The 14,050-nt window shown below is 70.0% G+C and carries 14 protein-coding genes and 1 pseudogene; 9 read left to right on the top strand and 6 right to left on the bottom strand.

Features of this window, described 5'->3' with window-relative positions; translation table 11 throughout:
* Positions 1-57: 57 nt before the first annotated feature.
* Entirely contained in the window at positions 58-429 is a 372-nt protein-coding gene (locus tag ITJ56_RS06310) for a sterol carrier family protein (protein WP_194628787.1), read from the bottom strand.
* Between the two features lie 57 nt (positions 430-486).
* Here ITJ56_RS06310 and ITJ56_RS06305 point away from each other — a divergent pair.
* From ITJ56_RS06305 to ITJ56_RS06290, 4 genes and pseudogenes are all read left to right on the top strand, one after another.
* Positions 487-888 (top strand): annotated as a pseudogene (locus ITJ56_RS06305) (phosphoribosylamine--glycine ligase); the annotation flags it as partial.
* Positions 889-959: 71 nt separating this feature from the next.
* Positions 960-1,655 (top strand): phosphoribosylformylglycinamidine synthase subunit PurQ, encoded by a 696-nt coding sequence (gene purQ, locus ITJ56_RS06300; RefSeq protein ID WP_194628964.1) that lies wholly within the window; start codon positions 960-962, stop codon positions 1,653-1,655.
* 17 nt (positions 1,656-1,672) lie between these two features.
* Positions 1,673-4,054, top strand: coding sequence for a phosphoribosylformylglycinamidine synthase subunit PurL (gene purL / locus ITJ56_RS06295; protein ID WP_323749733.1), 2,382 nt, complete (start codon positions 1,673-1,675; stop codon positions 4,052-4,054).
* 13 nt (positions 4,055-4,067) lie between these two features.
* Complete coding sequence (locus ITJ56_RS06290) at positions 4,068-4,988, top strand: 2-hydroxyacid dehydrogenase (RefSeq protein WP_194628783.1); 921 nt, start codon at positions 4,068-4,070, stop codon at positions 4,986-4,988.
* 207 nt (positions 4,989-5,195) lie between these two features.
* Here the strand turns inward: ITJ56_RS06290 and ITJ56_RS06285 are convergent, their stop codons facing one another.
* On the bottom strand, positions 5,196-6,266 hold the full coding sequence (locus ITJ56_RS06285; protein WP_194628781.1) for a lactonase family protein: 1,071 nt from the start codon (positions 6,264-6,266) through the stop codon (positions 5,196-5,198).
* Complete coding sequence (locus ITJ56_RS06280) at positions 6,263-6,622, bottom strand: chorismate mutase (RefSeq protein WP_194628778.1); 360 nt, start codon at positions 6,620-6,622, stop codon at positions 6,263-6,265. The genes ITJ56_RS06285 and ITJ56_RS06280 overlap by 4 nt, the downstream gene beginning before the upstream one ends.
* Positions 6,623-6,682: 60 nt before the next feature.
* Between ITJ56_RS06280 and ITJ56_RS06275 the strand changes: the two genes are divergently transcribed.
* From ITJ56_RS06275 to ITJ56_RS06260, 4 genes are all read left to right on the top strand, one after another.
* Positions 6,683-7,087 carry a DUF1304 domain-containing protein gene (locus ITJ56_RS06275; protein ID WP_194628777.1) on the top strand — a complete coding sequence of 135 codons (405 nt, stop codon included), beginning with the start codon at positions 6,683-6,685 and terminating at the stop codon, positions 7,085-7,087.
* A gap of 72 nt (positions 7,088-7,159) precedes the next feature.
* The gene (locus ITJ56_RS06270; protein ID WP_194628775.1) at positions 7,160-7,696 is read left to right on the top strand and encodes a TetR/AcrR family transcriptional regulator; all 537 of its coding nucleotides are present in this window, start codon (positions 7,160-7,162) and stop codon (positions 7,694-7,696) included.
* A gap of 73 nt (positions 7,697-7,769) precedes the next feature.
* Positions 7,770-9,542, top strand: a complete 1,773-nt coding sequence (locus ITJ56_RS06265) for a sulfatase-like hydrolase/transferase (RefSeq protein ID WP_194628773.1) — start codon at positions 7,770-7,772, stop codon at positions 9,540-9,542.
* Positions 9,543-9,605: 63 nt separating this feature from the next.
* Complete coding sequence (locus ITJ56_RS06260; protein WP_194628771.1) at positions 9,606-10,958, top strand: MFS transporter; 1,353 nt, start codon at positions 9,606-9,608, stop codon at positions 10,956-10,958.
* Between the two features lie 298 nt (positions 10,959-11,256).
* Here ITJ56_RS06260 and ITJ56_RS06255 read toward each other — a convergent pair whose 3' ends face one another.
* Positions 11,257-12,264: an iron-siderophore ABC transporter substrate-binding protein gene (locus ITJ56_RS06255; RefSeq protein WP_323749732.1), complete on the bottom strand. Its 1,008-nt coding sequence runs from the start codon at positions 12,262-12,264 to the stop codon at positions 11,257-11,259.
* A gap of 57 nt (positions 12,265-12,321) precedes the next feature.
* Between ITJ56_RS06255 and ITJ56_RS06250 the strand changes: the two genes are divergently transcribed.
* Positions 12,322-13,188, top strand: a complete 867-nt coding sequence (locus ITJ56_RS06250) for a shikimate dehydrogenase family protein (RefSeq protein ID WP_194628769.1) — start codon at positions 12,322-12,324, stop codon at positions 13,186-13,188.
* A gap of 30 nt (positions 13,189-13,218) precedes the next feature.
* Here ITJ56_RS06250 and ITJ56_RS06245 read toward each other — a convergent pair whose 3' ends face one another.
* Together ITJ56_RS06245 and ITJ56_RS06240 are read right to left on the bottom strand one after the other, a co-directional pair.
* Positions 13,219-13,605 carry a YchJ family protein gene (locus ITJ56_RS06245; protein ID WP_194628767.1) on the bottom strand — a complete coding sequence of 129 codons (387 nt, stop codon included), beginning with the start codon at positions 13,603-13,605 and terminating at the stop codon, positions 13,219-13,221.
* Positions 13,606-13,615: 10 nt separating this feature from the next.
* A complete protein-coding gene (locus tag ITJ56_RS06240) occupies positions 13,616-14,041 on the bottom strand; it encodes an organic hydroperoxide resistance protein (protein ID WP_194628765.1) in 426 nt (141 codons plus the stop codon).
* Positions 14,042-14,050: the final 9 nt, after the last annotated feature.

Raw genomic sequence — 14,050 nt, 5'->3', positions numbered from 1 at the left:
GGAACCCGGTTCATGCGCGCGCATCGGTAGGGACTACCTAATTCGCGTGACCGTGGGTCAGCTGCCGGGTGCTGGCAGGCGGACCGGCAGGAACGCCGTCAGGTCCGCCCGCGAGCCGGAGGCACTGACGCGCGACTGCGCGACCGCCTCGGCCCAGGTCAGCGCACCGCTCGCGAGCGCCAGCCACGTCGTCGCGTCCGTCTCGACGACGTTCGGCGGCGTCCCACGGGTGTGCCGAGGGCCCGGGACCGCCTGGACGGCGGCGAACGGCGGCACCCGGACCTCGACGCTGTTGCCCGGCACTTCGTCCGCCAGGCACTGCAGCGTCCACCGCACCGCCGTCGCAAGGGCCGGTCGGGCGGTCTCCCCCCGCCGCACCGCGGCCAGCGCAGCGCGTCCGTCGGCGTCCTCGATCCTCCTGGGTGGCATCTCCACAGGCTAGCCCGCGCATCGCGGGCGACGAGTCGGGCTGGGTAGGGTGATCGGGTGCGAATCCTCGTCCTCGGTTCCGGTGCCCGCGAGCACGCGATCATCACGGCCCTCCTCGCTGAACGGACCGGCCCTGAGCAGGCCGGTCACGTCATCACGGCAGCGCCCGGCAACGCGGGCATCGCCGCCGACGTCGAGACCGTCTCGCTCGACCCCACCAACGGCGCACTGGTCGCCGAGTACGCGATCGAGAACGACATCGAGCTCGTGGTCGTGGGCCCGGAAGCGCCACTCATCGCCGGCGTGGCCGACCCGCTCCGCACCCGTGGCATCGCGGTGTTCGGCCCCGGCAAGGCGGCCGCGCAGCTGGAGGGCTCGAAGGCCTTCGCCAAGCGGATCATGGCCGAGGCGGGCGTGCCGACCGGGCGCCCCGCCAAGCTGGCCGAGGTCCGCGACATCGCCGCCGACGTCTTCTCCAACGCGGTCATCGAGGACGTCGTGTCCGTGACCGTAGAAGGCCAGTGACCCGGATGCGCATCGGCGTCATCACCTTCCCGGGCTCGCTCGACGACCGCGACGCCCAGCGCGCGGTCCGTCTCGCCGGCGCCGACCCCGTAGCCCTCTGGCACGGCGACCACGACCTGCAGGGCGTCGACGCCATCGTGCTCCCCGGTGGCTTCTCCTACGGTGACTACCTGCGTGCCGGTGCGATCGCCGCGAAGGCGCCGATCATGTCCGAGGTCATCGACGCCGCCGGCAAGGGCATGCCCGTGCTCGGCATCTGCAACGGCTTCCAGATGCTGGCCGAGGCCCGCCTGGTGCCCGGCGCACACACGCGCAATGCGCACCAGCAGTTCATCCGCCGCGACCAGAAGCTCCGCGTCGAGACCACCTCGACCGCCTGGACCTCCGGGTTCACCGCGGAGCAGGAGATCACGATCCCGCTGAAGAACGCCGACGGCCGCTTCGTGGCGGACGCCGACGAGATCAAGCGCATCGAGGACAACGGCCAGGTCGTGTTCCGTTACGTCGGCGTGAACCCGAACGGATCCATCGACGACATCGCGGGCGTCTCGAACGAGCGCGGCAACGTCGTCGGCCTGATGCCGCACCCCGAGCACGCGACCGAGGCGGGCTTCGGCCCGGACACCCCCGCTGCCATGGCCTCCGGCACGGACGGCCTGACCTTCTTCACCTCCGTGATCGAGTCGACGCTCGTCAAGTGACAGGGAACAACAACACCGTGACGACTTTCGTGCGCCCGAAGCCCGACACCGTGCAGGACGCGGCGGCCACCCCCGACAAGGAACAGCCGTACGACGCGCTGGGCTTGAAGCCGGACGAGTACGCCCGGATCAGGGAGATTCTCGGCCGCCGCCCCACCTCGGGCGAGCTGGCGATGTACTCGGTGATGTGGAGCGAGCACTGCTCGTACAAGTCCTCGAAGAACTACCTCCGTCAGTTCGGCAAGAAGGTCACGCCGGAGATGACGAAGAACCTGATGGTCGGCATGGGCGAGAACGCCGGTGTCGTCGACGTCGGCAACGGCTGGGCGGTGACCTTCAAGGTCGAGTCGCACAACCACCCGTCCTACGTCGAGCCGTACCAGGGCGCGGCCACCGGGGTCGGCGGCATCGTCCGCGACATCATCTCGATGGGTGCCCGTCCGGTCGCCGTGATGGACCAGCTCCGCTTCGGCGCCATCGACCACGAGGACACCGCGCGCATCGTGCACGGCGTCGTCGGCGGCATCTCGTTCTACGGCAACTGCCTCGGCCTGCCGAACATCGGCGGTGAGACCTACTTCGACCCGGTGTACCAGGGCAACCCGCTGGTCAACGCGCTCGCGGTCGGTGTCCTGCGGCACGAGGACCTGCACCTGGCGAACGCGTCCGGTACCGGCAACAAGGTCGTCCTGTTCGGTGCCCGCACCGGTGGTGACGGCATCGGTGGTGCATCGATCCTGGCGTCCGACACCTTCACCGAGGGCGGGCCGACCAAGCGTCCCGCCGTGCAGGTCGGTGACCCCTTCGCCGAGAAGGTCCTGATCGAGTGCTGCCTCGAGCTGTTCCAGCAGGACCTGGTCGAGGGCATCCAGGACCTCGGTGCCGCCGGCATCTCCTGCGCCACCTCCGAGCTCGCGAGCAACGGCGACGGCGGCATGCACATCTCGCTCGACGACGTCCTGCTCCGCGACCCCACGCTCACCGCCGAAGAGATCCTGATGTCGGAGAGCCAGGAGCGCATGATGGCGGTCGTCCGCCCCGACAAGCTCGACGAGTTCCTGGCGGTCGTCGGCAAGTGGGAGGTCGAGACCAGCGTGCTCGGCGAGGTCACCGGCACCGGCCGGCTCGTCATCGACTGGCAGGGCGAGGAGATCGTGAACGTCGACCCGCGCACGGTCGCCGTCGACGGCCCGGTCTACGACCGCCCGGTCGCGTACCCGACCTGGATCGACGCGCTGCAGGCGGACTCCGCCGCTTCGCTCGACCGTCCCTCCGAGGGGCCCGCGCTCAAGGCGCAGTTCCTCAGCCTGCTCGGTTCGCCGAACCTGGCGTCGAAGAACTGGGTCACGAACCAGTACGACACCTACGTGCTCGGCAACACCGCGCTCTCGTTCCCCGACGACGGCGGCATGATCCGTGTCGACGAGGAGACCGGGCTCGGCGTCGCGATCGCCACCGACGCGAACGGCCGGTTCTGCCAGCTCGACCCGAAGCAGGGTGCCCGTCTGGCGCTGGCAGAGGCGTACCGCAACGTCGCCGTCACCGGTGCCGTCCCCGCCGCCGTCACCGACTGCCTGAACTTCGGCTCCCCCGAGAACCCCGAGGTCATGTGGCAGTTCTCCGAGGCGGTCGAGGGGCTGGCCGACGGCTGCATGGAGCTCGGCATCCCGGTCACCGGCGGCAACGTGTCGTTCTACAACCAGACCGGCACGACCCCGATCCACCCGACGCCCGTCGTCGGCGTGCTCGGCATCATCGACGACGTCGCCAAGCGCGTGCCGTCGGGATGGCAGGACGACGGCCACAACATCTACCTGCTCGGCACCACGAGCCTCGAGCTCGACGGGTCCGCCTGGGCCGGCACGGTGCACGGGCACCTCGGCGGTCGCCCGCCGGCGGTCGACCTCCAGCGTGAGAAGGCCCTCGCCGAGCTGCTGTACGCGGCGTCCGGCGAGCAGCTGCTCACCAGCGCACACGACCTCGCCGACGGCGGGCTCGGGCAGTCGCTCGCCGAGTCCGTGCTGCGCTTCGGCATCGGCGCCCGTGTGGTCCTCGACGAGCTCGAGACCCGCGACAGCATCGACACCGCGACGGCGCTGTTCTCCGAGTCGACGGGCCGTGTCATCGTGACCGTCCGGCGCGAGGACGACGTCCGGTTCCAGGGCATGTGCACCGGCCGTGGATTCCCGGTGCTGCGCATCGGCGTGACCGACGCGACGTCGAACACGCTCGAGGTCCAGGGTTCGTTCGAGGCCACGGTCGACGAACTCCGCGGCACGCACGGCGCGACGCTGCCGGCCCGCTTCGGCGACGTGATCGTCGAGGACGTCACCGAGGGGTACGTGGGCCGCGGCCCACTCGACTCCGACGGTGCCTTCTCGCCGCGCACGGACGCCTAGGCCCGGCGCACGGATGCCGATCGTCACCCTGCCCTTCGCCGAGCTCGTCGACCGGTTCGGACCCGTGCCGGACGGCATCGAGCTGGACGTCTGGGACGTCGAGTCGCCGTACGGTCGCCCGGACGACGTCGCGATCACGTTCCTGCCGTTCTACTTCGAGGGACGGCACCGCTGGCAGTTCGTGCACGACCTGCCGGAGCTCCAGCTGCTGCAGCTGCCGAGCGCCGGGTACGAGCACGCGATCCCGCACGTGCCCGGGCACGCGCAGCTGGCGAACGGACGCGGCATCCACGACGACGAGACCGCCGAGCTCGCGGTCGGCCTCGCGCTGACCTCGCTCCGTGAGATCTCGGCGTTCCAGGTCGACCGTTCCAACGGGGTCTGGGACTCCCGCGAGACCCGATCGCTCGCCGACCGCCGGGTGACCGTCGTCGGCTACGGCGCGATCGGGTCCGCGATCGCCACTCGGTTCGAGGCGTTCCGCACCGAGGTGACCGTGGTCGCCCGGACCGCTCGCGAGCAGGACGGCCGACACGTGCACGCGTTCGGTGAGCTGCCCGAGCTGGCTCCCACGACCGACGTGCTCGTGCTCATCGCACCGCTCACCGCCGAGACCGAACGCCTGGTCGACGCCGAGCTCCTCGCGGCGCTGCCGGACGGCGCCCTCGTGGTGAACGTCGCGCGCGGCAAGGTCATCGACACCGACGCCCTGGTCGCCGAGCTGCTGGCGGAGCGCCTGTTCGCGGCGCTGGACGTCACCGACCCGGAGCCCCTGCCCGCCGGGCACGCGCTGTGGACCACGCCGAACACCGTGCTCACGCCGCACGTCGGCGGCAACACGGACCTGAGCGTGCCGCGGTCGATCGAGCTGATGCGCAAGCAGGTCGCCGCGCTGGCAGAGGGTCGTCCGTTCGAGAACCTGATCGAGTTCTAGCGCGCTGCGGCTCCGAACACGCCGGCGTCTCGTCCGTCCCGACGTCGCGGCGTTGTCCAGACGCCGTCGTGTCGCTCGCACGCCGCAGTGTCGTCGAGACGCCGCAGAATTCGGTGGCGTCTCGACGACTTCGGGGCGTCACACGAACACGCCGGCGTCACGCAGGCACGAACACGCCTGCGTCATGCAGGCGCGAACACCCCGACGTCAGAGCGGGACGACGCAGGTCGGGGTGCCGACCGGGATCTGGGCGACGGCTTCGCCGGGCAGGCCCTCGGCGTCGAGCGGCAGCACGGCGACGGCGTCGGACATCTGGTTCGCCACCAGGACGTACCCGGGCACCCGCACGAAGTGCCGCGGCCAGACCCCACCGCAGGGCACGGACCCGACGACGGACAGTCCGCCGTCGCGCGCGTCGAGCACGACGAGCAGGTCATGCCCCCGAACGGCGACGTACACGCGGCCGTCGTCGTCGACCTCGATGTGGCTGAGCAGGGACTCCCCGACCGCACCGTCGAACGCCGGCACGGCGGCGATCGTCACGAACGCCTCGGACTCGTCGCGGCGGAGCCGGTGCACGCGGCCGTCGAGCTCGCCGGCGACGATGAGGTCACCCTCGAACCAGGCCATGTGCCGCGGGCCGGTCCCCGCGGGTACGTGGTGCACGCGGAGCGGCTCGATGGTCGGCACCCCGTCGGCAGAGACGGCGATCCGGAACTCGTGCAGGGCATCGCCGCCGAGGTCGGCGACCAGGACCGTGCCGTCCGGAGTGGCGACGGACTGGTGGGCGTGCGGGGCGTCCTGGCGGTCCTCATCCGGACCGGTGGCGTACGGCAGCACCGCGACGGCGACCGCTTCGGTGGGGACGGAGCGATGGTCGGCGTCACCGTGCAGGACGACGCCGTCGCTGGCGGTCAGCGAGGCGGCGTGCGACTCGGCCGCCGCGAGTGAGATCGCCGTGACGGTACCCGACACGTAGTTCGTGACGACGAGCGCGCCGGAGGGATCGACCCGCACGTGGCACGGTGCATCGCCGCCGGACGGGGCGTCCCACAGGTGCTCGAGCGCGCCGCCCTGCACCCGGAACGCGGAGACCCTGCCGTCGGTCGTCTCGGACACGGCGTAGACGCGGTCACCCGAGACAGCGAGGAACGAGGGGTCGTCCAGCACGGCGACGGTCCGGGCAACACCGTCGTCGACCAGCGAGATCCCGGTGGCGTTGCCGCCGCCCGTCGCGGTGTACGACCCGATGAGCAGGGTCGGCAGCTCGACGCTCATGCGTCGGGACCGGCGATCTCGTCGGGACCGGCGATCTCGTCGCGACCCGCGATGCGCTCGTGGTGGTGGATGACCTCGGCGACGATGAAGTTGAGGAACTTCTCGGCGAAAGCGGGGTCGAGGTGCGAGTCGGCGGCGAGCGACCGGAGCCGTGCCACCTGGATCCGCTCACGATCGGGATCAGCAGCCGGCATGCCCGATGCGGCCTTCAGGTGTCCCACCCGCTGCGTGTACTTGAAACGCTCGGCGAGCATGTGGATCACGGCGGCGTCGATGTTGTCGATGCTCTGCCGGATGCTCTGGAGTTCGGCGATCGCCGTCGCGTCGGGCACGGGCGGGGTGACGTCGTCGCTCATGCCCCGAGCCTACCCACGGACGCGCAGCAGAACCCCGACCACTGCTGCGAGAATGAGCACATGTCGGTCCTGCTGGTGATCTCGGGTGTCTGTGCGGTCCTCGCGGGCCTCGTCCACGTGTACATCTTCTTCCTCGAATCGGTCATCTGGACCAGTCCGCGAGCGCGCCGGGTCTTCGGCATCGCCACCGAGACCGAGGCCGTGGCGACCCGCTCACTCGCCTTCAACCAGGGCTTCTACAACCTGTTCCTGGCGATCGGCGCGATCCTCGGCGTCGTGCTCGTCCTGGCCGGCAACACCGTGAGCGGCTGGACCCTCGTGGTGTTCTCGACCGCGAGCATGCTCGGCGCTGCGGTGATCCTGCTCGGGACGGGGCGCAAGTACGTCAACTCGGCCTTCAAGCAGGGCACCCTGCCCCTCATCGCCCTGCTCTTCGCACTGCTCGGCTCCACCGTCGGGGCCTAGCAATTGCCTTCAGGTCCAGCCGGTCGGCCGACACGTCCGCACGGTGAGCAACGCCGGCGACAGATCCTGGACGTGGCCCTTCGACTGTTCGCCCAGCGCGGGTTCACGAACGTCAGCGTCGCCGACCTGGCTGCCGAGGTCGGGATCACGACCGCCGGGCTCCTGCACCACTTCGGCACGAAGAACGCGCTCCTCATCGCCGTGTTGCAAGAGCGGGAATCGCGCAACCAGGACGCGGACCAGGCACTCCGGGGCGCGGGGAGGAACTGGCTCGAGACCTACCTGGAACGCCTCGAGCAGAACGAGGAGCAGCCCGCTCTCGTGCAGTTGTTCGCGCTGCTCTCCGCCGAGAGCATCGCGCAGGAGCACCCGGCGCACGACTGGTTCGTGGAGCGTTACCGCTCGGCCGCCCAGGAAGCGGCGGACGAGTTGTCGACGCTCATCGATCCGTCGAAGCTCCCTGACGGGATCACCGTTGCAACGGTCGGTCAGTGGCTCATCGGCCTCGCTGACGGTCTGCGTCTGCAGCAGCTCCTCAATCCCGGTTCGGTGAACCGCCACGAGTCGGTGCGCATGTTCGTGAGCCTGCTGGAGCCCTACCGCCGGTGAGACGTGCTCGCCGTGGGGAACATTTCCGCGACCCGGCTAACCTACTGAGCACTCAGTAGGTTACGATCGCCAGATGCGAGCCGTGATGGTGCTGTTCGACAGCCTGAACCGCAAGTTCCTCCCGCCCTACGGCGCCGACTGGGTCCACGCGCCGAACTTCGCGCGCCTGGCGCAGCGCACGGTGCGGTTCGAGAACTGCTACGCGGGCAGCATGCCGTGCATGCCGGCCCGTCGTGAACTGCACACCGGACGACCGAACTTCCTGCACCGCTCCTGGGGTCCGCTGGAGCCCTTCGACGACTCCGTGCCGGAGCTGCTGTCCGAGAACGGCGTGTACACGCACCTGGTCACGGATCACCCGCACTACTGGGAAGACGGCGGCGCGACCTACCACAACCGCTTCGACACCTACGAGTTCTTCCGGGGGCAAGAGGGGGACGCGTGGAAGGGTCACGTGGCGGACCCCGATGTCCCGGACAGCACGCGACGAGTCCGGCATGCGCTCTGGCGGCAGGACCTGATCAACCGGCAGTACCTGCAGAACGAGGCCGACCACCCGCAGACCCTCACGGTCGACGCGGGACTGGAGTTCATGGCGACCAACCGGGGCGAGGAATCCTGGATGGTGCAGATCGAGTGCTTCGACCCGCACGAGCCGTACTTCTCCTACCGGGAGTACCGCCGGCACTACGAGTCGCTGGACCAACCGGGTGCGTCGAACACCGACTGGCCCGACTACAAGCGCACCGACGAGGCGCCGGAGATCATCGAGCGGACGCGGGAGGAGTACGCGGCACTGCTGTCGATGTGCGACGCGTCCCTCGGCCGGATCCTCGACCGGTTCGACGAGGAAGACCTCTGGGAGGACACCCTCCTGATGGTGTGCACCGACCACGGGTTCCTGCTCGGTGAGCACGGATGGTGGGGCAAGAACATCCAGCCCTGGTACGACGAGAACATCCACACCCCGCTGTTCATCTGGGACCCGGTGTCCAAGGTCGCCGGCACCACCAGCGACGAGCTGGTGCAGACGATCGACCTGGGGCCGACGCTGCTGGACCTGTTCGGCGTCGACAGGACCGAGCGCATGCAGGGCCGCTCGGTCCTGCCCGTCATCCGCGAGGCTGCGGGAGGGCACGACAGCGCGATGTTCGGCTCGTTCGGCGGCCATGTGAACGTCACGGACGGCCGGTACGTCTACATGCGTGCCGCGGCCGACCAGCAGAACCAACCGCTCTACGAGCACACGCTGATGCCGACCCACATGAACTCCCGCTTCACACCCGGGGAACTCACCGCAGCCGAGCTCGTCCCCGCATTCGACTTCACCCGCGACGTGCCCCTGCTGCGTGTACCCGGATCGGCGTTCGGCGACCCGGGGTCGTTCGGGACGGTGCTGTTCGACCTCGAGCGCGATCCCGAACAGGAACGGCCACTGCTCGACGACGAAATCGAGCTCCGGATGATCGGCCTGCTGCTGGAGGCGATGCGCGCGAACGATGCGCCGCCGTCGCAGTACGAGCGCCTCGGCCTCCCCGCGACCGGTCCTGCGGACGCGGGCCACCTGCTCGCCCGAGCCCAGCACGACCGCTACCTCGCCGCACTCGAACCGCTCCCGTCGCCCGAGGAGTTCCCCGCAGATCGTCCCGGTGTCCGCACGCCGATCGCAGAGCTCCTGCGCCGACCGGAGACCCGGGTCGTGCTCGAGGAGGCTCTCGGCCCGGTCGTCGACCGCATCGCGGCACAGACCGGATCATCGACCCTCCTAGATCTCGCTCCGTTCACGCCGGCACTGCGTGCCGCCGCGCTCCGGCGTATCGACGCAGCGCTCGACGCTGCCGTCTAGACCCGTCCGACCAGCCCCACCCACCCGTACCCCCAGCACCAGACATCTCAACGAGGAGTTCCCATGTCTCAGCAGCCGGCCACCACTGCGGCACAAGCGGCACCGGTCGCGAACGTCATCGTCCCGAAGCGGTGGCGGCGGCTCGCAGCCGTCGTCGCGCCGCTGTGGGCGGACAACAACGAAGGCAGCATCCTCAGCACCCTGGCTCCGGTCATCATCGCCGCGATCTCGCTGCCGTTGGCCGCTGTCGGCATCCTGACCTCGATCGCCAAGTTCGTCAGCATCGTCTTCGGTCCCATCTGGGCGTTCGTGGCACGGAAGACGAACCGGAAGATGACGTTCGTGGTCGCCACCGCGATGACCGGCATCCTGACCGCGCTGACCGGTCTCTCGCAGGACTACACCCACATCATCATCTTCTACGGCCTGTCCGCCGTGTTCGTCGCTGCCGCACTGCCCATCGTGAGCGAGATCACCACGGACCTCTTCGACGAGAAGAGTCGTGGCCGCGCCTCCGGGTACACGTGGGGCGCGATCTCGCTCCTCGGTTCGATCGCGGGCCCGCTGATCGGTCAGCTCGCCAACGTGGAAGACGGGTGGCGGTACGGCTTCTTCATCTGGGGCGGCCTGACCTTCCTCACCGCGCTGATCATGCTGTTCTTCTTCAAGGATCCGGGCCTCGGCGCGAGCGAACCGACGACGAGCATGATGACCGCCGAACAGCGGGCCGCGAACGAGCGCATCACCGGCGCGAAGCTGCGGCAGATGTTCGCGATCCCGACGTTCACCCTCATGCTCGTCCAGCGCCTGATCTCCGGGCACCTGCTGATCGCGTCGTTCGGCATCATCTTCCTCGTCCAGGAGTACGGCTTCGACACCGCCGTCGCCGCGATCGTCACGCTGCCGTTCGGGATCGGGTACCTCGTGGGGACCTTCGGCGGTGGTCTCGTCACTGACGCGCTGCAGCGCCGCTTCCCGCGCGCAGGCAGGATCGGTGTCCTGCAGTTCGCGCAGCTCGGCTTCGGGGTCGTCGCTCTCGTCGGGACCCAGTTCGACTGGGGCTCGATCTGGATCTTCGCCGCGTTCTGGGCCGTGATGGGGTTCATGCAGGGCCTCAACCCGGGAGTGAACCGTCCGATCGTCGCCGCCGTCGTGCCGCCGGAGCTGCGCGGAGCCGCGTTCGCGCTCATGCTCTCCGTCTTCGAGGGGCTGGCCTACGCACTGTTCAACCTCGTCGCCGGCCTGCTGGCCGAGGCCATCGGCCTGCAGCAGGTCATGTTCTGGATCCCGGGTGTGCTGATGCTGGTGAACGCAGCCTTCGTCACGCTGCTCTACCGCACCTACCCCCGCGACGTCGAACGGCTGGAGAAGCTGCTCCTCGCGCGCACCGACTCGGTGTCGACGGTCCGCTCGTGAGCTCGTACCGCGGGGGCCCGTGCACCACGAACAGCCGGGCGACCACGGCTGCTGCCCGCCCTTCGGCCGGGGGCGGGTCGTCGCACAGCAGCCATCGGCGGACGGGTCAACAACTGCCGTAACCCCGCCGCCGTCACCCACCACCACGACCTCGAGCAGGCCTCGGTGCCTGCGCAGACGTACCTGATGGGCGACGGGCAGGGTGACGGGAAGCGGGAAGCCGCTTCCCGCGGTGGCCTGGCGTCGGCCCCGCACCCGTGGGGCGACGACCTCGGGTCAGCGGACGGCGGTCCGGCCCTTAGCCGAGCTTGTCCTCGAACTGGGCGGGCAGCTTGTCGAGCGCCCACTCGATCGCAGCGGTGGTGCCCATCGAGAACGCGGACGAGACGTCCTGGTCGTCGAACACGATGTAATGGCCGGCCTCGACCGACGGCACCTTCTGGAACAGCGGGTCAGCCTCGGCCTTCGACGCCTCGACGTAGATCGGCAGGATCAGCGTCAGGTCGGCGTCGAGCAGGTCGAGGTTCTCGTCGGACAGGTGCACGGAGAACTCCTTGCCGGCCTGCTGGTCGATGGCCTTCGGGATCTCGAAGCCCAGGTTCCGCATGAAGGTCGAGCGGCTGTCGGTGGACGTGTACGCACCGAAGCCCTCGGAGCTGTAGGCACCGACGACGGCGGTCTTGCCGTCGAAGTCCGGGTGCGCCTTGCGCGCAGCGGCGTAGGCGTCGTCCAGGCCGGAGAGCAGTTCCTTGCCCTCGGACTCCTTGCCGAGCGCCTTCGCGATCATCGTGGTCTGCTGCTCGGTCGAGGCGAGGTAGTTCTCGCCGCCCTTCGGGATCGCCACGGTCGGCGCGATCGCGGAGAGCTTGTCGTACCGCTCCTTGTCACCCGAGGACTTCACGTCGAGGATCACGTCGGGGTCGAGCTTGAGGATGTCCTCGTAGCTGGGCTCGAGCGTTTGGATGATCTTCGGCGACTCGTCGTACGCACCCTTCAGCCAGGGCCCGACACCGTCGCCGCCGAAGGCGAGCCAGTCACTCGCACCGACCGGCTGCACGCCGAGCTCGAGGGCGGTCTCGGCGTCGCCCCAGCCGAGCGCGACGACGCGCTTCGGCTTCGACTCGATGGTCGTGGTGCCGAGGCCGGTCGTGATGGAGACCGGGAACGCGGCATCGGACGACCCTGAGGACGACGAGTCCGTCGAGGAGTCGGAGCCGGACGCGCACCCGGCGAGGACGAGGGACGCAGCGACGACGGCGCCGGCAGCGGCGAGCACGCGTCGGAGACGGAGGGAGGATCGGTTCACGAAGGGTAGCCTAACCTAAGAGCCTGCTCTGGAACACGCCTGGGTAGGCTGGCGACCGTGGCGTTCACCGATCCCGGCCGCACGCACCTCGCGGTGCTCGGCTCCCCCATCGCGCACTCGCTCTCGCCCGCGCTCCACGCAGCGGCCTACGACGCGCTCGGCCTGCCTTTCACGTACGGGAGGCACGAGGTCGCGTCCGGCGAGCTCGCCGCGTTCGTCGCGGGGCTGGGTCCGGAATGGCGCGGGCTCAGCCTGACCATGCCGCTCAAGCGCGAGGTGCTGCCGCTGCTCGACCGCACGACCCCGCTCGTCGATGAGCTCGGGGTCGCCAACACGGTGGCGTTCCGCCACGAGGGCTCCACGATCGTGCGAGCCGGCGCGAACACCGACGTGCAGGGGCTGATGCGCCCGGTCGCGGCGCTCGGACACCTGCCCGGCGAGGCCACCATCTTGGGCGGCGGGGCCACCGCGGCGAGCGCCCTGACCGCTGCCGTGCGGCTCGGGGCGTCGCTCGTCCGGGTGTTCGTCCGCGACACCGCCAAGACGCACGCGCTGGTCGACCTGGCCGTCCGGCTCGGTGTGACACTCGAAGTACACCCGTTGACCGAACTCGCCGACACCCACCACGGGTTCGTCCTCTCGACGCTGCCGGGTGGTGCCGCCGACCCGCTCGAGTTCCGTCCGTCGGGGCCCGACGCCGTGCTGTTCGACGTCGCCTACGAGCCGTGGCCGACCGCGGTCGCCAGCCGGTGGACCGACGCCGGGGGCCGCGTGCTCAACGGCCTCGACATGCTCACCGAGCAGGCGATCGGGCAGATCCGGTTCTTCCTGACCGGTGACGAGGACGAGCTGCTCCCCGACGAGGCCCGGGTCCGCCGGGCGATGCGCACCGCGGTCGGCCTGCTGGCGGTCATCGGGCGCTAGTCCCAGCAACGACAACGAGGACGGTGTCGGTCAGGCGACCACGCCGTCCACGTAGAACCAGCGGCCCTGCTCACGGACGAAGTCGCTCGTCTCTTCGAGCGTGCCGCGCTCGTCGTCCGAACGCCACCACGCGCGGAACGTGACGGTCCCGTGGGAGTCGAACGGGCCTCCCGAGGTGGTCGCCAGCACGTCCAACCGGGTCCAGCGCTGGGACGGGTCCAACTCGAGGTCCGCCGGGCGGGTGCGCGGATGCCAGGTGAGCAGCAGGTACTCCGGCAGGCCCAGCGCGAACGCGCTGAAGCGGGAGCGCATGAGGCGCTCCGCGGTCGGCGCCACGGCCCCGGCGTGCAGGGGGCCGCAGCACTCGCCGTAGGGGTTGCCGCTCAGGCAGGGGCAGCGCGTCGCGTCGGTGACCACCGGCGGCACGCTAGTCGACGATCGACAGCGTGACGGTGATGTTGCCGCGGGTGGCGTTCGAGTAGGGGCAGATCTCGTGCGCACGCTCGGCCAGGCGCTGGCGCTGCTCCTGCGGGGTGGCCGGGGCGTAGACGTCGAGCTCCACAGCGAGGCCGAAGCCCCCGTTGCCGGTGCCGCCGATGCCGACCTCGGCGGAGACCTCGGCGCCGGTGGTGTCGAGGTCGAGCTCCTTGCCGGCGGCGTGCAGGGCGCCGAGGAAGCACGCGGCGTACCCGGCGGCGAAGAGCTGCTCGGGGTTGGTGCCCTCGCCGCTGCCGCCCATCTCCTTGGGCGGACGGGTGTCGAGGTCGAGCCGGTCGTCCTCGCTGCGGACGTGCCCGTCGCGGCCGCCCCCGGTGGCGTGGGCGGCGGCGGTGTAGACGATGTCGAGACTCATGCTCCGAGG

The sequence above is a fragment of the Curtobacterium sp. VKM Ac-1376 genome (assembly GCF_015351025.1).
Classification (GTDB): Bacteria; Actinomycetota; Actinomycetes; order Actinomycetales; family Microbacteriaceae; genus Curtobacterium.
This window is presented reverse-complemented; position numbering and strand designations above follow the sequence as displayed.

Excerpts from the sequence above, each read along its gene's own strand:
- ITJ56_RS06260 (WP_194628771.1), top strand. The coding sequence starts at position 9,606 with ATGTCTCAGCAGCCGGCCACCACTGCGGCACAAGCGGCACCGGTCGCG.
- ITJ56_RS06310 (WP_194628787.1), bottom strand. The coding sequence starts at position 429 with ATGCCACCCAGGAGGATCGAGGACGCCGACGGACGCGCTGCGCTGGCC.
- ITJ56_RS06265 (WP_194628773.1), top strand. The coding sequence starts at position 7,770 with ATGCGAGCCGTGATGGTGCTGTTCGACAGCCTGAACCGCAAGTTCCTC.
- ITJ56_RS06290 (WP_194628783.1), top strand. The coding sequence starts at position 4,068 with ATGCCGATCGTCACCCTGCCCTTCGCCGAGCTCGTCGACCGGTTCGGA.
- ITJ56_RS06285 (WP_194628781.1), bottom strand. The coding sequence starts at position 6,266 with ATGAGCGTCGAGCTGCCGACCCTGCTCATCGGGTCGTACACCGCGACG.
- ITJ56_RS06275 (WP_194628777.1), top strand. The coding sequence starts at position 6,683 with ATGTCGGTCCTGCTGGTGATCTCGGGTGTCTGTGCGGTCCTCGCGGGC.
- ITJ56_RS06240 (WP_194628765.1), bottom strand. The coding sequence starts at position 14,041 with ATGAGTCTCGACATCGTCTACACCGCCGCCGCCCACGCCACCGGGGGC.
- ITJ56_RS06280 (WP_194628778.1), bottom strand. The coding sequence starts at position 6,622 with ATGAGCGACGACGTCACCCCGCCCGTGCCCGACGCGACGGCGATCGCC.
- purQ (WP_194628964.1), top strand. The coding sequence starts at position 960 with ATGCGCATCGGCGTCATCACCTTCCCGGGCTCGCTCGACGACCGCGAC.